23 protein-coding genes and 1 pseudogene are annotated in these 21,129 nt (G+C 60.4%); 11 read left to right on the top strand and 13 right to left on the bottom strand.

Annotated features, from left to right (window positions below):
* The first annotated feature begins 51 nt into the window (after positions 1-51).
* The 3 genes from EJD88_RS13835 to EJD88_RS13825 all read left to right on the top strand — a co-directional run bounded on the left by EJD88_RS13835 (position 52) and on the right by EJD88_RS13825 (position 1,816).
* Positions 52-309: a type II toxin-antitoxin system HicA family toxin gene (locus EJD88_RS13835; RefSeq protein ID WP_158878246.1), complete on the top strand. Its 258-nt coding sequence runs from the start codon at positions 52-54 to the stop codon at positions 307-309.
* Positions 306-671, top strand: coding sequence for a type II toxin-antitoxin system HicB family antitoxin (locus tag EJD88_RS13830; protein WP_099584226.1), 366 nt, complete (start codon positions 306-308; stop codon positions 669-671). The genes EJD88_RS13835 and EJD88_RS13830 overlap by 4 nt, the downstream gene beginning before the upstream one ends.
* A gap of 146 nt (positions 672-817) precedes the next feature.
* Entirely contained in the window at positions 818-1,816 is a 999-nt protein-coding gene (locus EJD88_RS13825; RefSeq protein ID WP_158878238.1) for a family 2 encapsulin nanocompartment cargo protein terpene cyclase, read from the top strand.
* Between the two features lie 3 nt (positions 1,817-1,819).
* Here EJD88_RS13825 and EJD88_RS13820 read toward each other — a convergent pair whose 3' ends face one another.
* The 6 genes from EJD88_RS13820 to EJD88_RS13795 form a co-directional block, all read right to left on the bottom strand.
* Complete coding sequence (locus tag EJD88_RS13820) at positions 1,820-2,992, bottom strand: MFS transporter (RefSeq protein ID WP_158878237.1); 1,173 nt, start codon at positions 2,990-2,992, stop codon at positions 1,820-1,822.
* 2 nt (positions 2,993-2,994) lie between these two features.
* On the bottom strand, positions 2,995-4,350 hold the full coding sequence (locus EJD88_RS13815) for an MATE family efflux transporter (protein ID WP_158878236.1): 1,356 nt from the start codon (positions 4,348-4,350) through the stop codon (positions 2,995-2,997).
* Between the two features lie 250 nt (positions 4,351-4,600).
* On the bottom strand, positions 4,601-5,725 hold the full coding sequence (locus EJD88_RS27010; protein ID WP_178117188.1) for a hypothetical protein: 1,125 nt from the start codon (positions 5,723-5,725) through the stop codon (positions 4,601-4,603).
* Positions 5,726-5,912: 187 nt separating this feature from the next.
* Positions 5,913-6,722, bottom strand: coding sequence for an ammonia-dependent NAD(+) synthetase (gene nadE / locus EJD88_RS13805; RefSeq protein WP_158878235.1), 810 nt, complete (start codon positions 6,720-6,722; stop codon positions 5,913-5,915).
* Position 6,723: 1 nt separating this feature from the next.
* Positions 6,724-7,941 carry a nicotinate phosphoribosyltransferase gene (gene pncB, locus EJD88_RS13800; RefSeq protein WP_099584221.1) on the bottom strand — a complete coding sequence of 406 codons (1,218 nt, stop codon included), beginning with the start codon at positions 7,939-7,941 and terminating at the stop codon, positions 6,724-6,726.
* A gap of 11 nt (positions 7,942-7,952) precedes the next feature.
* Entirely contained in the window at positions 7,953-8,600 is a 648-nt protein-coding gene (locus EJD88_RS13795; protein ID WP_158878234.1) for a nicotinamidase, read from the bottom strand.
* A gap of 148 nt (positions 8,601-8,748) precedes the next feature.
* On the opposite strand from EJD88_RS13795, the gene EJD88_RS13790 reads away from it, so the two are divergent.
* The gene (locus EJD88_RS13790) at positions 8,749-9,441 is read left to right on the top strand and encodes an NUDIX hydrolase (RefSeq protein WP_158878233.1); all 693 of its coding nucleotides are present in this window, start codon (positions 8,749-8,751) and stop codon (positions 9,439-9,441) included.
* 71 nt (positions 9,442-9,512) lie between these two features.
* Here EJD88_RS13790 and EJD88_RS13785 read toward each other — a convergent pair whose 3' ends face one another.
* Positions 9,513-10,286, bottom strand: a complete 774-nt coding sequence (locus EJD88_RS13785) for an L-iditol 2-dehydrogenase (protein ID WP_112194856.1) — start codon at positions 10,284-10,286, stop codon at positions 9,513-9,515.
* An 18-nt stretch (positions 10,287-10,304) separates the two neighbouring features.
* Positions 10,305-11,615: a sugar ABC transporter substrate-binding protein gene (locus tag EJD88_RS13780; protein WP_112194854.1), complete on the bottom strand. Its 1,311-nt coding sequence runs from the start codon at positions 11,613-11,615 to the stop codon at positions 10,305-10,307.
* Between the two features lie 208 nt (positions 11,616-11,823).
* Here EJD88_RS13780 and EJD88_RS13775 point away from each other — a divergent pair, with 208 nt between their 5' ends.
* The 5 genes from EJD88_RS13775 (at position 11,824) to EJD88_RS13755 (ending at position 15,613) form a co-directional block, all read left to right on the top strand.
* Positions 11,824-12,762, top strand: a complete 939-nt coding sequence (locus EJD88_RS13775; RefSeq protein ID WP_099584216.1) for an AraC family transcriptional regulator — start codon at positions 11,824-11,826, stop codon at positions 12,760-12,762.
* Between the two features lie 155 nt (positions 12,763-12,917).
* On the top strand, positions 12,918-13,865 hold the full coding sequence (locus EJD88_RS13770; protein ID WP_112194850.1) for a nucleoside-specific channel-forming protein Tsx: 948 nt from the start codon (positions 12,918-12,920) through the stop codon (positions 13,863-13,865).
* Between the two features lie 14 nt (positions 13,866-13,879).
* Positions 13,880-14,908 (top strand): purine nucleoside permease, encoded by a 1,029-nt coding sequence (locus EJD88_RS13765; protein WP_158878232.1) that lies wholly within the window; start codon positions 13,880-13,882, stop codon positions 14,906-14,908.
* Between the two features lie 173 nt (positions 14,909-15,081).
* On the top strand, positions 15,082-15,324 hold the full coding sequence (locus EJD88_RS13760; RefSeq protein ID WP_099584213.1) for a DUF6555 family protein: 243 nt from the start codon (positions 15,082-15,084) through the stop codon (positions 15,322-15,324).
* A gap of 16 nt (positions 15,325-15,340) precedes the next feature.
* The gene (locus tag EJD88_RS13755; protein ID WP_099584212.1) at positions 15,341-15,613 is read left to right on the top strand and encodes a hypothetical protein; all 273 of its coding nucleotides are present in this window, start codon (positions 15,341-15,343) and stop codon (positions 15,611-15,613) included.
* 51 nt (positions 15,614-15,664) lie between these two features.
* On the opposite strand, the gene EJD88_RS13750 is transcribed toward EJD88_RS13755, so the two are convergent.
* The 3 genes from EJD88_RS13750 to EJD88_RS13740 form a co-directional block, all read right to left on the bottom strand.
* Complete coding sequence (locus EJD88_RS13750) at positions 15,665-15,835, bottom strand: metallothionein (RefSeq protein WP_099584211.1); 171 nt, start codon at positions 15,833-15,835, stop codon at positions 15,665-15,667.
* 89 nt (positions 15,836-15,924) lie between these two features.
* Positions 15,925-16,377, bottom strand: a complete 453-nt coding sequence (locus EJD88_RS13745; RefSeq protein ID WP_158878231.1) for a DMT family transporter — start codon at positions 16,375-16,377, stop codon at positions 15,925-15,927.
* A gap of 4 nt (positions 16,378-16,381) precedes the next feature.
* Complete coding sequence (locus EJD88_RS13740) at positions 16,382-16,870, bottom strand: DMT family transporter (protein WP_158878230.1); 489 nt, start codon at positions 16,868-16,870, stop codon at positions 16,382-16,384.
* A 118-nt stretch (positions 16,871-16,988) separates the two neighbouring features.
* Between EJD88_RS13740 and EJD88_RS13735 the strand changes: the two genes are divergently transcribed.
* Entirely contained in the window at positions 16,989-17,921 is a 933-nt protein-coding gene (locus tag EJD88_RS13735; RefSeq protein ID WP_158878229.1) for a LysR family transcriptional regulator, read from the top strand.
* Between the two features lie 55 nt (positions 17,922-17,976).
* Positions 17,977-18,099 (top strand): annotated as a pseudogene (locus EJD88_RS27550) (PIN domain nuclease); the annotation flags it as partial.
* Positions 18,100-18,129: 30 nt separating this feature from the next.
* Here EJD88_RS27550 and EJD88_RS13730 read toward each other — a convergent pair.
* Together EJD88_RS13730 and EJD88_RS13725 are read right to left on the bottom strand one after the other, a co-directional pair.
* The gene (locus tag EJD88_RS13730) at positions 18,130-19,449 is read right to left on the bottom strand and encodes an Nramp family divalent metal transporter (RefSeq protein WP_158878228.1); all 1,320 of its coding nucleotides are present in this window, start codon (positions 19,447-19,449) and stop codon (positions 18,130-18,132) included.
* 40 nt (positions 19,450-19,489) lie between these two features.
* A complete protein-coding gene (locus tag EJD88_RS13725) occupies positions 19,490-21,043 on the bottom strand; it encodes a DUF726 domain-containing protein (RefSeq protein ID WP_158878227.1) in 1,554 nt (517 codons plus the stop codon).
* Positions 21,044-21,129: the final 86 nt, after the last annotated feature.

Raw genomic sequence — 21,129 nt, 5'->3', positions numbered from 1 at the left:
CTAGCATTGACATACACCAATTTTTGCAACTAAATTTAGTTACGCGCAGGGATCGCCGCGTCAAAAAATGAAAAGCTGCTCGCCAAATTGCTTAACGAGCCAACGATATTCACCTGGCCCGAACTCGTCACACTGTTACACCGGCTGGGCTACACACAGATTGAAGGAGCCGGAAGCCGCGTCAAATTCGACATCGGCGATCCCAGTGCAATGATCACCTTGCACAGGCCCCACCCCGGCAACGAACTGAAACACTACATTCGGCGCCAGATCATCGAACAATTGCGATCAGGAGAACTGATTCCGTGAACAACCAACTCAATTACAAAGGCTACATCGGCTCCATCGAAGCCAGCCTCGAAGACAACTGCCTGTTCGGCAAGATCCTGTTCATCAAGGCGCTGGTCAGCTATGAAGGTAAAACCGTCGCAGAATTGGATGCAGCATTTCATGAGGCAGTGGACGACTACCTGGCTACATGCCAGTCCCTCGGGCAAACACCCGAAAAACCGTGCAAGGGCTCGTTCAATGTACGGGTCGGCCATGACCTGCACCTGGCGGCCGCCCTGGCAGCGATGCGCAAAAAAGTGACGCTCAATGATTTGACGCGCCAGGCGCTGAATGAATTTCTGCAACATCATTGCGCAGAAACATTCCCCGCGATTGGCTGAATGAGCGGGTTGATTCCAGATAGCGCCGAATGGACGAGTTGTGTTTGGCGCCAGACCTTCTAGATTTACAGATCAGTCATCTCTTATCTTTTCTGCTTCTTGGTCCGCAGTAACGTCCAATGGCACCGACACTTCGGAGTCTTGCTATGAACGACATCCACTGCCCATCGCCCGACGCCCCTGCCCGCCTGCAAATACCGGAGCTGGAATACCCCGTACCGGTGCGGATGGATGAAGCACTGGGCAATCACGTCAACGACTTGTTGCTGTCCTGGGTCAGGCGAGTGGGCATTTTCGAGGGGCAATGGGACCAGGTGAGGGCCTCGAATTTCGGCCGATTTGCCATGCTGTGCCACCCCGGCACCGACAACCCGGACCGCCTGTTGCTCTCGGCTAAATGCATCGCTGCGCTGTTCGCAGTGGACGATCACTACTGTGATGATGAGCGAAGTGGCGCCAACCCCAGGTTACTGGGCCCACGCCTGTCGTTGGCACTCGCCGCGCTGGACAGAGCGCACCTGAACCCGCCGCATGACCTGGCACTGGAGCAGGCGCTGAAACGTGATCCGGTGTTGCGGGGATTAAAGGGGTATATGAACCATCTGTCTCGCTTCGGCACAGCGTCCCAGATGGCTCGCGTGCGGCTGGAGACCGTTGCCATGTTCGTGACCATGAATGCCGAAGCCACATGGCGCATCGAACACAGCCTGCCGTGTATCTGGGAGTACCTGGCACACCGACAGGTCAACAGTTTTCTACCCTGCATGGCCTTGATTGATGTGGTCGACGGCTATGAACTCGACGCCGAGACGTATTTCGCGGCCCAGGTACGAGAAGTCGTTACCCTCGCCGCCAGCGCGACCATCATTGCCAATGATGTGTACTCCGCCCACAAAGAGAGCGTGCCTGAAATAGGCGACTTCAACCTGCCTATATTACTGGCCCGTGAACACCACTGCTCGTTGCAGCAAGGCGTGTGGCTGACCGCCCAGATGCACGACGATATCGTGCATCGCTATGAAGCCAAGGAACGCCGCTTGCTCAAACAGGCGCAACCGTCACTCAAGCGTTTTTTGGGAGGCGTGAAAGCCTGGCTCGCAGGCAATAACGAGTGGCACCGACACAGTGGACGATACCAAGTGTGAACCTCAGCCCAACCGCCGATACCCCAGCACCGCCGAGCCCAGCACCACTGCCCCTGCCGCCAACGCCACCCAGAACCCACTGGCAGCCCCCATGTGGTCAATCATCCAACCAGAGCTGGCGGCGCCGATGGCCACGCCGATGCTGAGGCCGGTGATCAGCCAGGTCATGCCTTCGGTCAGGCGGCTAGCGGGGACAATCCGCTCCACCAGCGCCATCGACACGATCAGGGTCGGGGCAAAGAACAGCCCGGAGATAAAGATCGCCACCGCCAGGCCAGGGATGTTCGTGACCAGCAGCAACGGCAACGTGGTCAAGGCCGTGGCTACGCCACAGAACAGGAACTGCCGGGGCAGCGGCGCCTTGAGCTTGAGCGTGCCAAAAGCCAGCCCCGCCAGGCACGAACCGATGGCGTACACCGACAGCACGATACTCGCCGCCGCCGGCTGGCCCTGCTGCTGGGCAAAGGCGACACTGACCACGTCCACCACACCGACGATCACGCCCATGGCCAGCAGCAGGATCATCAGGATCAGTACCGAAGGTGACGCAATCAGCCAACCGCCATGCTGATCGTGATGCTCGTGCACAGGTGGCTCAGTCGCCCGTTGCAGCACGAACGTGGTCACGCCCACCGCCAGCAACAGCGCGGCCACCAGTGGCCCGGCTTCGGGAAACAGCACCACGCTCAGGCCGACCGAAAGCGGCGGGCCGACAATAAAACACACTTCATCGAGCACCGACTCCAGGGCAAACGCGGTTTGCAGCTTGGGCTGGCCCCGGTACAACTCGGTCCAGCGCGCCCGCACCATTGCGGACATGTTCGGTATACAACCGGCCAGGGCGGCGCACAGGAACAGCGTCCAGGTCGGTGCCTGCAACCGCGTGCACAGCAACAGCATCAACAACGCCCCGCCACCGATCAACGCGGCAATCGGCAGCACCCGGCCCTGGCTGTAGCGGTCCACCAGCCGTGATACCTGGGGTGCGCAGATCGCGGTAGCCAAGGCGAATATCGCCGCCACCGAACCTGCCAGGCCGTAGCCGCCATGTACCTGGGAGAGCATGGTGATAATGCCGATGCCGGTCATCGACACCGGCATGCGCGCCAGCATGCCTGCCAATACAAAAGCCCGGGCGCCAGGGACCTGGAATAATTCGGCGTAGGGGTTTGCCATGTTCATACCAACCGTTTGATCTGTTTATGCCGCCACACCAACCGGTAGTAAGCGGTCTGCAACCCCAGCATCGCCAGGTACGTCACCGGAAATGCCATCCATACGCCTTCCAGGCCGAAGTGGGCATTGAGCAGGTACGCTATCGGCAGCTCCACGCACAGCACGCAGAAGATCGAGATGGCCACCGGCATCAGCACCACGCCGCTGGCGCGCATGATCCCGCCGATCACCGCCTGGAAGCCAAACACCAGGATGCTCCAGAGCATGATGTGCAGCAGGTGTTCTGCCTTGACCCGCGCAGCGTCGTCGGTGATGAACAGCCCCAGCAGCCAGTGGGACAGCACGTAGCCCAGCACAATCAGGCCACCGGTGAGGCAGGTGTTGATCAGCAATCCGGTACGCAGGATCGGCCCGATGCGTTCCAGGCGCCCGGCGCCAATGGCCTGGGCCCCCAGGATCGAGGCAGTGATGGCAATCGACAGCGCCGGAAATTGCACGTAGTTGACGATCTGCGTCACCGCCCCATAGGCCGCCGTGGCCTGGGAACCGTGGCCGTTGACCAGCGCCAGGATGACCAGTTCCGACAGCGACAACACCACCATCTGCAAGCCGGTGGGCAGGCCGATGCGCAGGACTTTGCCAAGGATCACGCGGTCCAGGCGCAAGGCCGCGAGCAGTTCGCGATCCGGCGCCATCACGTGGTGTTTATGGCGCAGGCGCAAGATCAAAAACAGCATCGCCAGGGCGTTACCCACCAGGCCGGCGTACACCGCGCTCTGGATGCCCAAGGGCGGCAGGCCGACCCAGCCACGAATCAGCGCCGGAGTCAGCAGCAGGCCGACCAGGGTCGAGACCACCAGCGCAAGCAGCGGCGAAATCGTGTCGCTGACGCCCCGCAGCAGTTGGGTATAGAGGATGAACACCAGCAACAACGGCATGATCAGCATCATTGCCTGGGCATAGCCGACCGCGTCGTCGAGCACATCCACCGGCGTACCCAATGCCTGCAATGCCGGGCGTGCGAACAGACTGCCCAGCACCGCAGCGATCAAGCCCACCAGCGCGCCGAGGGTCAGCGTCGCACCGGTAATCGACTTGACCATCGCGGTTTCCTGGGCACCCCAGGCCTGGCCGATCAACACCGACGCGCCCGCCCCCAGGCCGATCACCAGTGCGATAAAGAAAAACACGATGGGAAACATCCCCGACACCGCTGCCAACGCCTGGGTGCCGAGCATTTGCCCGACATAGATGCCGTTGAGCGTGCCAGAAAAACTCTGCAGGAAGTTCGACAGCACCATCGGTGCCAGAAAGATCAGGTAGACCTGCCACAGCGGACGTTGCAAAGGGCTTTGCATGAAAAACGGGGCCTCGGAGAACTAAAGCGTCCGAGGGTTATACCGCAAGTGGATCCAATGTTCCTGCGCTTTATCCAGTCACGGGTTCCAGATAGGGCGAGGCCTCGGAGATCCTCTTGCCCGCCACCTATCAACTGCTCCGAACGACGTACGGTCATCCGGACGGGCTCGGCGCGCGGGGAAAATCACCCAAAAAACGGCTTCGCCCATCCGAATATTGCCTTGTCCACTCAATCAAACCTTAGCCAATCTACTTGGTTTTTTTGAGCTCATAATTAAGGTTTTCTATATCAAACCGACCATCCTCAAGCCCGCGCCCGAAGAAGCCAGTGCCGATATCCAAGTCCCGCAGAAGCCCCGGGCGCTGCAGGAGTTCCATCGCCGCTTCACGCGCTTGCGAGCTGAAGGTTCTATCTGACGGAATCAAGCCCGCAGCTTCTTTCAACTCATTGACGTTAACGTAGCTATCACTGGCGCCGGCGGTGTACGACCTGAAATTGTCTTTGATGACTTGAATAAGCTCGTGATCGCTGGATTTCTTATACTTGTTCGATGAATCTCCCAGATCGTCCCTGGAGAACGCACCGTCCAACTTGCCACTACGCCCTTGGTCAAGTTCTTTGAACTGATCTCCCCGTGACAACACTTCCTGGGCTATCTCCATCTCATCCTGACTGGCGGGACGCCCATCCAGGTGACAGCCGCCCGCGATTGAACTCAGTGACTTGTCGGTTATGAGACCTGGGGTGCTCGGGTCTTCCAGAGCGCCGAAACGGGCCAGCACTTTGTTGGCAAACTCTTCCTTGGTGTCGTTGGCATACGGTCTTGATTCGGACCTCGGCGCATGACCGCTGTAGGAGGTTGCGGTCATGTAGGACGGCTGCGGCGCAAAGTTCTGCTGATTCATTTGCTGCTGGCGCATATTGCCTGGCATACCGCGTGGACCGCCCTGCATGAAGCCCTGGTTGCTAGGCATGGATTGCGCATCGTAGAAACCAATCGTTTGGTGCACATCCTCTGGACTGATCAGCCCATCTTGCTCGCCGCCGTTGGTGATGCCATCCAGCACAGAGGCCATTTCAGGGTTTCGGATGACCTCCCGGCCAAGCATGGTCATCCGGTCATGGTAGTGATTTCCGGTCATTGGCCGATTGGCGGCAAACTCTAGCGACTCACGTGTAACAAAAGGCGACCCCGGATCGCGGAAGTAATCGAAGTTGTTCGCGAACTCTCTCAAAATACGGGAAGGTGGAAGGCCCCCATCGTTACGCGCAGGCTGACCTACACCACACCACTGGCCATTGCCAATGGGCATAGGGTTACCGCTGGTGAAGGCGCCATTGCTACATGCCGATGACGGATAAAAGCTGCTCATAGTAGTACCTCAGTAATAGAAATCTGGCTGCCAATCCAGACACTCCTGCACTGGATCAACGCTCCATGTGTGGCTGCCTGCCACATCGTGGTTCCAGCGTTGCGCAATAAAAGAGCAGTCACCTGCATGAACATTCACTCTCCCCACTCAGCCCCCTACCAAGACCCGCGTGAGAAAAGCACGCCCCTTAAACCGGAACAATCGGCAGCGCCCGCTTGTGCGCGGTCTTTGTGTAGGCCCCCTCGACAATCGCCGTCACCCGCTCACTCACCGGTTCGCCCATCAGGTACGCATCAATCTCTTCGTATGAGCAACCATAGGCCTGCTCATCCAGCTTGCCCGGCGCCAGCTCTTCAAGGTCTGCGGTGGGGTGTTTGTGCACCAGCTCTGCCGGGCCGCCGAGGGCGCTGGCGAGCAGGCGGACCTGGGTTTTGGTCAGGCCGGACAGTGGCGCCAGGTCGCAGGCGCCGTCGCCAAACTTGGTAAAGAACCCCATCAGCGCTTCGGCGCCATGGTCGGTGCCGACCACCAGGCCATTGTGCAGGTTGGCCACGGCGTACTGCGCGATCATCCGAGTGCGGGCCTTGACGTTGCCTTTGATGAAGTCGACGTGGCTGGCGCTGGCCTCATTGGCGGTCAGGCTGGTCATCAGGCCGTCGACGCTGGCGGCGATATTGAGGGTCTCGACGTGGTCCGGGGTGATGAAGTCCAGGGAGGCCTGCGCATCGCTTTCATCCGCCTGGATGTTGTAAGGCAGGCGCATGGCGATAAAGCGTGCGGCGTAGTGTTCGCTACGCAGTTGCTCCACCGCCAATTGGCACAGACGGCCGGCAGTGAGGGAATCCACGCCACCGCTGATACCCAGCACCAAGGCCTTGCAGCCCGAGTGACGCAACGTGGTCTTGATGAAGTCGATGCGTCGCTGGATTTCCTTGGCCTCACCGCCCTGCCCCAACTGCCGGTCGATATTCAGTTCCTGCGCGATACGGTCTTGCATGTCACACCTCCACAGTGCCGACGTTGAATACCTGGGCTGCATACTGCAAAAACGAGGCGTCTTCGCAGACGTTCTTGATCGGGTCATCGGAAAACTTCACCACCGGTTCGCCGTGCACCCGCACCAGTTTCATCACGATACTCAGCGGCTCCACGCCCTCCACATCGCAGGCCAGGCTGGTGCCCATGCCGAAACCGAACTTGGCCTTGCCACGCACGTGGCGCAGGATCGGCAGGCATTTTTCGAAGTTCAGGCCATCGGAGAACATCAGGTCCTTGGTCATCGGATCGATGCCCAGCTGTTTGTAGCGGGCCAGCACTTTGTCGGCCCAGGCGATGGGATCACCGGAGTCCTGGCGCAGCCCGTCGTAGAGCTTGGCGAAGTACAGGTCGAAGTCCTTGAGGAAGAAGTCGGTGCTGATGCAGTCGGTCAGGGCGATACCGAGACGGCCACGGTATTCATGCACCCAGTTCTCCAGGGCGGCGTTCTGGCTTTCGCGCAGACGACCCAATTGCTGGTGCACCATCAGCCATTGGTGGGCCATGGTGCCGATCAGCGGCAAATCGAACTCGTAGGCCAGGTGCGCATTACTGGTGCCGACGAACTGGCCGGGGAAGTCGCGACGCATGATATCCACCACTTCGCGCTGGGCCTTGAAGGACAGCCGCCGACGGGTCGAGAAGTCGGAGACGCGCAGGTCGGCCAGTTCATCGCGGCTGAGGTTCTTCTCCAGCCAGTCAAACTTCTGGTAGAGCTTGCGAGTGACGTCTTCCAGGGTCACCTGGGGGTATTTGTCGCGGTTGCGCAGTTCGCTGACCAACGCGAGCACCGGCTGCTCGAACATGATGCAGTGCAGCATCGGGCCGACCACGCGGATGTTCAGTTGGCCGTCAACTTCGCTGACGTGGATATAGCGCAGGTTGAAGCGAAACAGGCCGAGGAAACGCTCGTAGTCCGGGGTGAGGTACTCGCGAAAGCGTGGGTTGAACAGAAAACGCAGCTCGCCTTCACGCATCTGCAAACTGGCAAGTTTGTCCAACTCGGCGCGCAACTGCGGGATCAAGTGGCCGAGTCTTTCCTTGGAGCGGACGATGAAGTTGTATTCCACATCGACGTTGGGGTACTGGTGCAACACCGCCTGCATCATGGTGAAGGTGTAGTAGTCGGTGTCGAGCAGGCCCTGGATGACAGGGGCTTCGTAGTCGTAGGCACTTTCCATGGTCAGTCTCCTTAACGCGCGGCCATCGCGGCCAGTTCTTCGCGGGTGCGGCTGATGCTGGCACCGGCCTTGAGCAACTCATCGACGGCCTGCTCGCCGCCTTCCTCGCTGATCCCTCGGCACGCCGGCAGGTGCAGCACGACTTCGAGGCCGGCCTTGAGCAATTGCAGGGCGGTGGTCTTGACGCAGTAGTCCAGGGCCAGGCCGCCGACGATTACGCGAGTGACGCCTTGGGCCTTGAGGTACTCGATCACTCCGGTGGACAGCTTGTCGTGCAGGTCGTGGTAGCAGGCACCGTAGGGGTGCAGGTCGGGCTCGACGCCTTTCCAGATGAAGTAGTCGTAGTCATAAGGCGTGGGCAACTCGTCCAGCAAGGTGAAGCCTTCGGTGCCCGGTACGCAGTGACTGACCCACGTAAGGTCGGCGTGGACCAGGCCGGTGGGTTGCAGCATCTCGCTGGGCTGCGCGACCACCCAGGGTGCTTGCGGGGTATGGGCATCCTTGCTGCCGACGCGATGGCCGGCGAGGCTGGCCATGTAATTGAGTTCGGCGCCGATCAGGTCACCACCGGCCACAGGCAACTCGTTGGGGCACAGCGGCGTGAAGCTCTTCTGGGCGTCGACATCAAAGGATGCAATAGCAGTTTTCGAGAGGGTCATGGCGGTTCTCCTGTGGCCTGGCAACAAAAGTACATGTCATGTACTTTCATTGCAAGAAACATTTACTTATCTATTCTCTATCGAGAACATGACATATCTTTTCGATCCGTTAGACTGAGCCCTCTTCGCCGTTCAGAAGGATGTTCACATGCCCCTTAGCGCCTACCTCCATACCGTCGACCTCTGCGTGCTGTTTTATTGCCGCGCGACCGGTGAACTGAAACTGCTGCTGAACAAGCGCGACGCCGAGCCCTTCGCCGGGCATTGGGCGCTGCCGGGTGTGGTGGTGAATGGCGGTGTGCAGGACCTGAGCCTCAAGGATGCCGTGGAGCGGTTGCGCGCCAGTGACAAGGTCGGACTAAAACTGGCCTGGAGCGAGCAAGTGGGTACGGTGGGCGATGCGTTTCGCGACCCGCGCTGCTGGTCGTCGTCCACGTACTACCTGGCGATCCTGGCGGATGAGGTGGTCTTGGCTGACCATCAGGCGTGGTTTTCGTTGAGCGCAGTAGCTGACGGGAGCATCAAGCTGCCGTTCGATCACAACCTGATCGTGGCAGCGGTGCAGGAGCGGCTGGTATCCAAATCGCTGTACAGCAGTTTGCCACTGATGTTCCTGGGCGATGAATTCAGCGCGCCGCAAGCGACGACGATCTTTTCCCTGGTGCTGGAACGCCCGGTGCTGAAGACCAGTATCCGCCAGCGGTTATTGAAGCTGACCGAGGCGGGGTATCTGCGGGAGACGGGGCGCAAGAAGCAGGGTGAAGGGGGCAGGCCCCAGGCGACGCTAGAGAACCTCAAGCCTGGAGCGGTGTATTTTTTTGATCGCAGTTTTGCCGAGTGAACCCGCTATAAACAGGCGAACACTTGTGGCGAGCAGGCTCGCCACAATGATCACATTCCAGATCCGCGGTTTTAATTCATCCAGTTGCCGCCATCGACGTTGTAGGTCTGGGCCACCACGTAGTCGGCATCCTTGGACGCCAGGAAGATCGCCATTCCGGTCAGGTCCTCTGCGGTGCCCATTCGCCCGAACGGCACCTCGTCCCCTACCCGCTTCTTCTTCTCGCCGGGCGCCAGGCCTTCATGCCTGGCAAACAGCGCATCCACCCCATCCCAATGCTCACCGTCCACCACACCGGGTGCGATGGCGTTGACGTTGATGCCCTGCTTGATCAGGTTCAACCCCGCCGACTGCGTAAGGCTGATCACCGCCGCCTTGGTCGCGCAGTACACCGCGACTAACGGCTCACCCCGCCGCCCGGCCTGGCTGGCCATGTTGATGATTTTGCCGCCATGGCCCTGGCTGATCATCTGCCGGGCGGCGGCCTGCAGGGTGAACAGCGTGCCGGCGACGTTGATCGCGAACAGCCGCTCGAAGCTGTCGCGGGTAATGTCGACGATGGGCGCCAAGTCGAACAGCGCCGCGTTGTTGACCAGAATATCCAACTTGCCTGCATGGGCCACCACGGCGGCAATTGCGCCATCAATGGAGGCCTGGTCGGTGACATCCATCGCTACCGCATAGGCCTGCGGGCCCAGTTCGGCGGCGGTTTGCCCGGCGCGTTGCAAGTTGATGTCGGCGATGGCAACCGTCGCGCCTTCATTGATATAGGCCTGGGCAAACGCGCGGCCAATCCCCCGCGCCGATCCAGTGATCAGCGCGCTTTTACCTTCCAGTCGTTTCATGGGTGGTGTCCGTCAAGGTTACTTGGGATAGCCGGCGCGTTTCATTTCGCGCTCGGTGGTGGACTGCGCCTGCACCAAGGCCTGGTCAACCGTCATGCCGCCGGTGAGCGCTGCTGAAAACAGCTTGCCGACCGAGGTGCCGATGGCCTGGAACTCGGGGATGGTCACGTACTGAATGCCCACGTACGGCACCGGTTTGGCTGAAGGATGGGCGGGATCGGCGTGTTTCATCATCTCCAGGGTCACCTGGGCAAACGGCGCGGCCTTGAGATATGCCTCGTTGTAGGTGGACTGGCGCGTGCCCGGCGGTACGTTGGTGATGCCCTCTTTGTCGGCGACCAGTTGGATGTAGTCCTTGGAGGTGGCCCAGGTGATAAAGGCCTTGGCGGCGTCCTTGTGCTTGGAGGTGGCCGGGATCGCCAGGGACCAGGCGTAGAGCCAGGACGACCCTTTGTCGGTCACTTCGGTAGGCGCTGCGGCGAAACCGACAGTGTCGGCGACCTTGCTCTGGCTGGCATCTGTGGTGAAAGAGCCGGCGACGCTGGCGTCGACCCAAATCGCGCACTTGCCGCTGTTGAACAGCGCCAGAGTTTCGTTGAAGCCGTTGCTGGACACACCGGGCGGGCCGTATTGCTTGAGGGTGTTGACGTAGAAGTTGGCGGCGGCCTTCCATTCGGGGCTGGTCAGCTCGGGCCTCCATTGTTCGTCGAACCAGCGTGCGCCAAAGGCGTTGGCCATGGTACTCAGCAACGCGATGTTCTCCCCCCAGCCAGCCTTGCCCCGCAGGCACATGCCGTACTGACCTTGGTCCTTGGCGGTGAGCTTGGCGGCGAACTCGCCGAGTTGGCTCCAGGTGGGGTGCGCAGGCATGCTCAGTCCGGCACGCTTGAACAGGTCGGTGCGGTAGTAGGTGACGGTGCTTTCGCCATAGAACGGCAAGGCGTAGAGGGTGTTATTGACCGACAGGCCCTGGCGTACAGAGGGGAAAATATCGTCGACGTCGTAATCGGCCGGCAGTTCGCTCAGCGGTTCCAGCCAGCGTTTGGCGCCCCACAACGGGGTTTCGTAAGTGCCGATGGTCAGCACATCGAACTGCCCGCCCTGGGTGGCGATGTCGGTGGTGAGGCGTTGGCGCAGAACGTTTTCTTCGAGCACCACCCAATTGAGTTTGATGTCCGGGTGCTGCTGTTCAAACACCTTGGACAGGCGCTGCATGCGGATCATGTCGCTATTGTTGACCGTGGCAATCGTCACGGTATCAGCGGCGTGGCCAGGCAGAGCCAAAGCCAGGCCGGACAGCAGGAACAGTGCTTTGGGAAGCGTTGACATGGCGGTTTCCACCTGTTGTTTTTGTAGTTGAGCACCGATTACAGCAGCTCGGCCAAGCCCCCACAAACGCTTGGCGAATGCCCGACTGATACTTTTTTAACCGCAACTCCAGGATCAAAAAAGCATCAGTGCCGGGTAAAGGCGGGGGTAGCACGCCCCCTGCAAACCCGCGTATTTTGGCGTGACCCAATGCACAAGAGGCAGCACCATGCCCGTCAGCCGCGCCACACTGTTCGAGCACCGCCCCGCCGAACTGGAAGTGATCCTGCCCGAGCCGGACCACTGCTTCCGCTGGTTCGAACACGACTATCCCTTTGACCTGGCGCGCTGGAACCACCACCCCGAATTTGAAATCCACCTGATCCGCCAAGGCAGCGGCAAGCTGGTGGCGGGCGACTATATCGGTGCCTTCAACGCCGGCCATGTCGCGTTGATCGGCCCTGACCTGCCCCACGACTGGATCGGCGAGCTGGCCCCCGGCGAACACCTGAGCGGGCGCGACGTGGTGCTGCAATTCGACGGCGCCGCCCTGCTCGCCCTGCGCAGCACCCTGCCGGAACTCGGTGACTTGCAACCGCTGTTCGAACAGGCCCGGCGCGGCCTGGAGTTCAGCGGCGACTGCGCCGTACAGGCGGCGCAGCTGATGGAGGCCATCGGCAGCGCTCATGGCCTGCAACGGCTGATCCTGTTCCTGCAACTGCTAGACACCCTGAAAAACGCGCTGCCCGCCCAGGTCAAGTCGCTGGCCAGCCCCTGCTACGCGCCCACCCTGGACGCCCGCAGTGCTGAACGCATCAACAAGGCATTCGATTACCTGATGCGCGAACTCACCGGCGACGTGCGCCTGTCGGTCATTGCCCAGCAACTGGAGATGAGCGAACCGGGATTCTCGCGGTTTTTCAAACGCAACACCGGCCACGGGTTTATCGACCTGATGCGCAAATTTCGCGTACAGCGCGCTTGCCGGCTGTTGCTGCACACCGAGCGGTCGGTGGCAGATATCTGCTTTGAAGTGGGCTACGCCAACCTGTCCAATTTCAACCGACACTTTCGGATCGAGATGAACCAGACGCCGAGCGAATATCGCCGCGAAACCGCGCTGCACCTGTTCAATCCCATTGCAAAAATGACACCCAGTCATTTCTGATCAAAAGGTCGACTAATTTGTCTTTTTCCTAGGGCATTCAAGCCATTGAGCAAAGTTGGTACAGCCTGTGCAAACGTTTGCGGTACGAACTTGTCCGCCAAGTTCACCATGACCTGAGGAATCGGGTTCCAACCGCGTACGAATAGGGATTTTCAATGCACCTAACCTCAAGGCCGCGTGCCTGCTTTGGTGTTTCCTTGCTACTGGCCGCCGTTACGGGAGTACTCAGCGCACCCATTTTGGCGCAGGAAACACCCGCCGATGACTCAGCACAGGGCGAAACCCTTAGCCCTGAAGCCACCCAATCGAACAAAGGCCCGTATCTGTCGGAGTGGTTCAACCAGGACCTGACGCTGATCGGCAGCAAAGACATCAGCTTCGGCCCCAAGCCGTCCGATGACATTTACCTGGAATACGAGTACTTCGGTCGCAAGGGCCCTTTCGAGCTGTATGGCTACATCGACGTGCCAAAGATCCTCGGCATCGGTAACAGCAATGACAAAGGCGTCTGGGACCACGGCTCGCCAGTGTTCATGGAGCATGAACCGCGTATTTCCATCGACTACCTGGCCGGTCGCAGCCTGGCCATCGGCCCGTTCAAGGAATGGTACGTGGCGTTTGACTGGATCTACGACCACGGCAGCAACAAGGAAAACCGCGCCAACACCCTGTACAGCGGCCTGGGCACCGACATCGACACCCATTCGCGGGTCAACCTGTCGGCCAACTTCTATGGGCGCTACCAGTGGGAAAACTACGGTGCGAGCAATGAATACTCATGGGACGGCTACCGCGCCCAGATGAAGTACATCGTGCCCATCGGCAAGTTCGACAACGGCGCCTCGCTGACTTACATCGGCTTCACCAACTACGATTTCGGCTCCGACCTGCACAAGGACAACCCGGCGCGCACCGCCAATTCCCTCGTGGCAACCAACGTGCTGCTGTACTCGTTCACCCACCTGCGCTTCACCCTGGTGGGCCGCTACTTCCATAACGGCGGCAACTGGGAGGATGGCAGCGAGTTGAATTTCGGCGAAGGCAACTTCCGCGCCCGCTCTGACGGCTGGGGCTACTACGCCGGTGTCGGTTACCAATTCTGATCAAGGAGCATGAGATGAACACGTTTACCCGTCTATCGATGGCCGTCGGCCTGGCCCTGATGCCGCACCTGGTGCTGGCAGATACCCCGGCACCGATCAAACCCAAAGTGATGCTGATCACCATGTTCGCCCCCGAGGCGCAAACCTGGATCGACCGCCTGCAACTCAAGCAGGAAGTGCGCGTGCAGGGCCTGTCCGCTGAATACCCGGTGATCCGCTGCAACACCCAGGACGTGTGCCTGCTGGTCACCGGCATGGGCCAGACCAACGCTGCCGCCTCCACCCTTGCCCTGGCGCTGTCGCCCAAGTTCGACCTGCGCCAGAGTTACTTCCTGATCGCCGGGATCGCCGGCATCAGCCCCAAGCACGGCACCATCGGCACTGCCGCCTGGGCGCATTACCTGGTGGAGTTTGGAACGCAGTGGGAGCTGGACTCGCGGGATGCGCCCAAGGATTGGCCAACCGGTTATCTGGGCATCAACACCAAAGGCCCCAACGAAAAACCGCCGCTGGACTACAAGACCGAAGTGTTTGAGCTCAACCCCAAGCTGCAGGCCAAGGCGTTTGCCTTGTCGCAAAAAGTCGAGCTGACGGAAAGCAAAGAATCGGCCGCCTGGCGCAAGCATTATCCTGCCGCCCCGGCCAACCAGCCGCCGCAAGTCACCCGCTGCGACACGCTGGCGGGCAACACCTGGTTCTCCGGCACGCGCCTGAGCGAACGTGCCGAGGTCTGGACCAAGCTGCTCACGGACAACAAAGGCGAATACTGCACCACCCAGCAGGAAGACAACTCCACCTACGAGGCCCTGCTGCGGGCCAGTCGTGAAGGGTTGGTGGATATTCAGCGCTTGGCCGTGGTGCGGGCAGGTTCCGATTTCGACCGGCCTTACCCTGGCTACAGCGAGGTGGATAACCTGCTCAAGTATGCCGACCAGGGCGGTTTCGCGCCGGCGTTGGAAAACCTGTTCCGCACGGGCAATCCGTTGGTACAGGCAATCCTCAACAACTGGTCGGCCTGGGAAAAAGCTGTTCCCGACGCATGATCAGTGCAATCAAGGCAGCAGGATGATCTTGTCCGGGCTGCCTTGATTCACGCCTTGGGGGTTAACGTCAATCCAGGATGACCCGCCATGGTAATGACCACCGCTCGGCAATCCGAGTGAATTTTTAGCGCTGGGGGTGATCACTTGCTTACACCTCCAGGGTTGATGGACCAATGAATAACGCGAAACTGTTTGTGATCGACTACACCCTCCATGGCGAAGCCAAGTCATTCATTATCCGCCTGGAAAAACTCGATGCCGCCGAAGCCTGGCATTGGGCCAGCTGTGATGCCGGCGTGGGTCGTATTGGCCGTTTCGCCCGCGAACAGGTCAAGAAAACCAGCCAGGCCCAGGCCGAGAAATTTGGCATTACCCATGTGCAATGGCGCCGCTCGGACGCGCGCGCCCAGGCTTGAACAAGGAGAAATACCCATGGATTCACGCCCTCAAGTCAATGGCAAGGCTCGAATTGATTACACCCAGGACACCCTGTTTGGGCCACTGGCCAGGCATGCTGAATGCCAGGTGAGCGTGCAGCACAAACCGGACAGGCTGGTGCTGAAGGTTTTCCAGCCGCTTCCGGATGATCTGCATGCTGCGAAAACGGTGGTGTTTGCGTTGGAGGGGCGGCGAACCAGCGGGGTAGTCAGAGGTCGGCAGCGCTTGTCGGACCATAGCCTCAGGCTGGAACTGGAAACCCAATAGCCGCTTCCAGACAGATCAAATGCGGGAGCGGTTTAACCGCTCCCAGCGCGTTCAGCCGTGGGCCGACTTGGCGCACTCGCAACCAGTCGCCGCAGCACACGGCTCACCATGGGCATGATGCTCCGCGCAGCCCTGGCAGCAATAGCCTTTACCGTCTTTCATCACAGCATCGACACCCAGTACACACTTGCAGTGTGGGCAGGCACAGGTTTGATCTGGCATGGTCAGACTCCTTCTTCATGGTCGTCTCGGTACGGCGAGCGCCGGCACCTTTAGCAATGACTGCCGGCTCACGCAGATCGTTCAAACCATCAGTCAGTGCGCGTATTACTGCGATACATGAATACCAGCGCCAGCGCGAGACACACCATCGCCAGCAGGCGACCGCCCGACAATTCGATGGCCGGGTTGCCCAGCCAGCCAAAGTTGTCGATCAGCATGCCCATGCCCAACTGCCCCGTGATCACCGCCACGGTCGCCACCGCCGTGCCGACCACCGGCACCGCACCGACCATCACCATCATGTACACCACACCGAACAACGCGCCGGTCAGTTGCCATTTAGGCACATCCAGCAGGCTCACGGCCTGTGCCGGTTCAAAGAAGAAAATCAACAGCGCGGTAGTGAGCGCGCCTACCGCGAAGGTCAGCAAACTGCTGCGCAATACACCGACTGTCTGGCCCAGACGGCCATTGATCGCCGCCTGCATACTCAATACCGCACCGGCCGCGATGACCACTACCAACAACAGAATCAGATTCATCGTCTTAACCTCGTGCAATCAGAACAAGTGCCACCACAATCAGCGCCAATGCGATCCAGCGCTCACCATTGACCCGCTTGCGCGCTGCGCCAAACCAGCCGAAGTGGTCGATCAACACGCTTTTGCCCACCTGACCGGACAGTATCGCGATCATGGTCATCGCAATGCCGATGTGCGGCGTGGCCAGGGTCAGCACCACCACGTACATCGGCCCCAGGAAGCCACCGATCAACTGCCAGCGCGGCAAGTCAGTAAGCGCCGGGCCTTTTTGCGGGCCGCTGAACAGCAGCAGCAGGAACAGAATCGCCGAACCCACGCCAAAGATGCTCAAGGTCGCCCACAGATGCCCCACCTGCACACCCAACGGGCCGAGCAAACCGGCCTCCACCGACAAGCCCATACCGGCAAGGATCACCAGCGGCAACAACAGTAACCGCAGAAGGTTTTTTTTCGGCGTGGCGTTCGCCGCACCCTCGATAGAACTGGCCTGCATACATCACCTGCGCATCAACAAATGGATTAATGGCGCGCATTATCCAGTGGCCGTCCTGTGCGATAAATGGGAGCATGCCAACAACACCTTTGCGCAAAACGCACAGCCTGGAGCCAAGATGCAGGGTTTGAATGAATTGAGTTTCAAGGCGCTCCGCCTGTTCGTCGCGGTGCTGGACCACGGCAGCTTCTCTGAAGTGGCGCGCCGCGAAGGCCTGGCGCCCTCCTCGATCTCCCGCCAGATCCAGCTGATGGAACAGGCCCTGGGGCAACAGCTGTTGTATCGGCACACCCGCGCTGTCAGCCCCACCGAGGCTGGGCGTCTGCTCGGGCGGCACGCGCGCCTGATGCTCGAACAGCTGGAGTCCGCCGGCCAGGCCCTGCAGGAACAGGAAAGTGAGCCCAGCGGCCTGGTGCGGATCAATGCACCGATGGTATTCGGCCAGCGTCACCTCTCCCCCTGGCTGGGTGAGTTGTGCCGCCGCTACCCCAAGCTGCAACTGGACATCCAGCAAACCGACACCTACGTCGACCCGCTGCAAGATGGCACCGACCTGCTGTTTCGCATCGGCGTGCTCAACGACTCCGGCATGCAGGCCCGCATCTTCGCGCCCCAGCGCTTTCGCATCGCGGCCAGCCCGGCTTACCTGGCACAGCACGGCACGCCCCTGCACCCCGACGAACTGATCAACCACCAATGCCTGGCCTACAAGGGCGTCACCGGCCAACAACGCTGGTTCTTCCGTCGTGACCAGGGCGACTGGACGCCCTACAGCGTCAAAGGCCCGATCACCGGCAACCACGCCGATACCCTCACCCACGCTGCCGAACAAGGCTTGGGGCTGGTGGTGTTTCCGTCCTGGCTGATCGGCGAAAGCCTGCGCGCTGGCACCTTGCAGGCAGTGCTGACGGAATACGAGGTAGCGACCACGCTGGAGCCGCAGCAGATTGCGGCGTTGTGGCCGGGGAGTCGGCGCTTGTCGCTGAAGGTCAGGACGGTGATTGATTACTTTGTGGAGTGCTTCGGCGCCGTGCCTTATTGGGATCGTTGAGGATTTTTCCTATTTAACGAGGTAGGGTATTTCTGATTTTACGGGCCATTATTTTATTCTGCTGTGGGCACTGGCGGATGACCCCAGGCTATCCAGCAAAGCCCGGAAACTGATTGAGAATGCAGCAGAGATTTACGTCAGCGCCCTTGCCCAGTACACGCCCCTGGCGATTCAGGTGTAAGCCACCAAAGCCGCTCGTACGGTCAACTCAAAACACCCACTGCCCAATCAACCATGCATTCGCACCACTGATCACCGCAAACAGAAACCACACCAACACCCGTGTCGGCAGGCTGTTCACAAACGGCCCCATCAGTTGCTTGTCGCCGGTCATGCGAATCAGCGGATACAGCGCAAACGGCAATTGCAGGCTCAGCACCACCTGGCTCAGGATCAGCAATTTGCCGATGGCATCGTCGCCCATCAGCCAGACCCCGAGGAACGCCGGGATCAGCGCCAGCCCACGGGTAATCAGCCGCCGCTGCCAGCAGGGAATGCGCAGGTTCAGGTAACCTTCCATGATCACTTGCCCGGCGATGGTGCCGGTAAAGGTCGAGCTTTGCCCGGACGCGAGCAAGGCAACCCCGAACAGGATACTGGCGAACGCGCCACCTACCAGCGGGTCCAGCAGGTGGTAGGCATCCTGGATTTCCACCACATCGGTATGGCCGGTCTTGTGGAACGCGGCGGCGGCGAGTACCAGGATCGCAGCATTGACCAGCAAGGCCAGGGCCAGGGAGCCGATGGTGTCGATGCGCGCCAGCTTGACCGCGTCCTGTTTGCTGGCCACGTCTTTGCCGATCAACCGGGTCTGCACGATTGAGCTGTGCAGGTAGAGGTTATGGGGCATCACCGTGGCGCCCAGGATGCCGATGGCCAGGTACAGCGGCGCGGCATCGCTGATGGCCGACAGCGACGGTGTGAAGCCACTGAATACGTCCGGCCAATACGGTTTGATCAGTACCAGTTCGATAAAGAAACACACGCCGATGGTCGCCACCAGCGCCAGCATGATCGCTTCGAGACGGCGGAAGCCCCGGTTTTGCAGGGCCAGGATCAGGAGCGTATCAAAGGCCGTGATCACAATGCCGGTGGTCAGGGAAACGCCCAGCAACAGGTGGAACGCCAGGGCACAGCCGAGCACTTCGGCCAGGTCGGTGGCGATGATGGAGACTTCCGCCAGCGCCCATTGGGTGCGGGCGGAACGTTTGCTGTAGCGCTCACGGCACAGTTGCGCCAGGTCCTTGCCAGTGGCGATGCCCAGTCGCGAGCACAGGCACTGCACCGCCATTCCCGCCAGGCTGGCCAGCAACACCACAAACAACAGGCTGTAGCCATAGCGCGAACCGGCCTCGATGGCCGTTGCCCAGTTGCCGGGATCCATGTAGCCGATGGAGATCAGCAGGCCGGGGCCGGCAAACATGAGGGCGCGCTTGAAAAACGAAGCCTTGGGGTCAACGGCGACGGAGCCGGCCACTTCTGGCGGGCAGAACGGGGCGGTAGCAATTTTCGGCAGGCTGAATTTCACGCGGTATCCCAGGCAAACACACTCGACAGCGCGCAGCTTATCAGTCGGACGCGACCGTGCGCATCACCGTGTCCCGCGGCAGGTCAAACTCCTCCACCACCTGCACCACCAGGTCCATCTCCTGGTTCAGCGCCTCTCGTTCCATGCGCTGGCGAATCACACCGATCACCAGCACCGCCAGGGTGGTGATCGAATACGCTGGCCCGGAAAACGCCCGCACCCCACTCACCAGCAGCATCGCTGCCGCCAGTGCCTGCCCCACTACCGGAATCGCCGTGGCCGCACCACGACGCAAGATAAACCCGGTCAGGCCCGCCAGCGCTGTACCGCTCAAGGCCGTGGTGGCCGAGCGCCCCACATCGAAACGCTTGAACAGCCCCTGTTCTTTCTGCGCGGCTGCCTTGAGCTCGGCGTCGAACACCTGCCGGTCGGCGTTACTGAGCTTGTCCTTGTACTGCTCGATCAACTTTTGCGCGACCTGGGTTTCGATGTCTGCCAGCACCACGGATTCGAGCGGCTCGTCAAACTTGATCCCGAGGCGTTGCGCCACATCTTCGGCGATCTGGCGATAACTCACGCCATGCCCACGGGCCAGGTTCATAAAGCTATCGCCGCCCATGCACTGCAACTCGATGGCCAGCTTGAGCGGCTCGCGCACCGAAGCATCAATCGATGCACTACGCTTTTGCGCCATCAATTCGGCGAGGAACTTCAACTCCTCCGGCCGCGCCTGCAGCAGCACCGGGAACAGCTCCGCATCTTCCTCGGCAAAGCGCGCCTCGCTGCTGCGCTGGTCGGAGCGGATCATGCCGCGCCGTTCGTGCAACAGATCGGTGTACTGCACCACCGTCTGCAACTGCGGCCAATAAGCGGCGTGGTCGAATGTTGCGAGGTGCACATTGGTGACCTTGGCCTTGAGCGCCGGCGTGACCGCAATCGCGTAACGACCAATGCAGCGCTCCGTATCCGGCTTCATGGCCAGCGCCCAATCCTTGCTGGAATGGCAGTTGATCAGGCGCCCCTTGAGCGGCGCCGACACCTCACCCCACGGGCTCGACGTGCAGATCGCGCCGCCCATCAACAGCAGATTGTCCAACGGCAGTTCCCGCGCGGTTTCAGGGCTGGCCAGCAGGCTCTTGACCAGAATCCGCGCGCCCAGGGAATGGCCGATCAGGTTGATACGCCGCACGTCCAGCGACTCAGCGTGCAGGTAGGCCGCCAGCTCCGGCAGCAAACTCTTGGCCACTTCGTCTACCCGAGCCTCGACACTTTTGTAGTGATCGAGGAAATAGGCAATCGCCTTGCCGACGCCAACAGTCGCCGCACCGACGCTGCCGCCGCCGAGCACCGCGCCGATCACGTCCTTGACGGGCGCGAACAGGTTTTCCAGGAAGTGCCCCGCCGGCCAGAACAGCATCAGGTTGGTAGAGCCTTCGATACCCGCCAGCTGCGCCTTGAAATTGCCCAGTTGTTGCCGATTGAAGAACGCCGAATACCCGTGAACATAGAGATTGAGCACATCCCCCTGAGGCTCGCCGCACATTACGAACGTGGGCTTGCGGGTGCGGTGCATTTCATCCCACTGGTGTTGCATGGGGCGGTGACTCCTGGTGACAAGGGTGGGCGATAGTAACAAAGCGAGGACCGCAGGGAGGTGAATCCTGACCGACGTGGCAACAG

Source organism: Pseudomonas sp. PB105, assembly GCF_009764655.1.
Classification (GTDB): domain Bacteria; phylum Pseudomonadota; class Gammaproteobacteria; order Pseudomonadales; family Pseudomonadaceae; genus Aquipseudomonas; species Aquipseudomonas cyclaminis.
The sequence above is the reverse complement of the archived record's forward strand: the minus strand, read 5'-3'. Positions and strand labels throughout refer to the sequence as shown.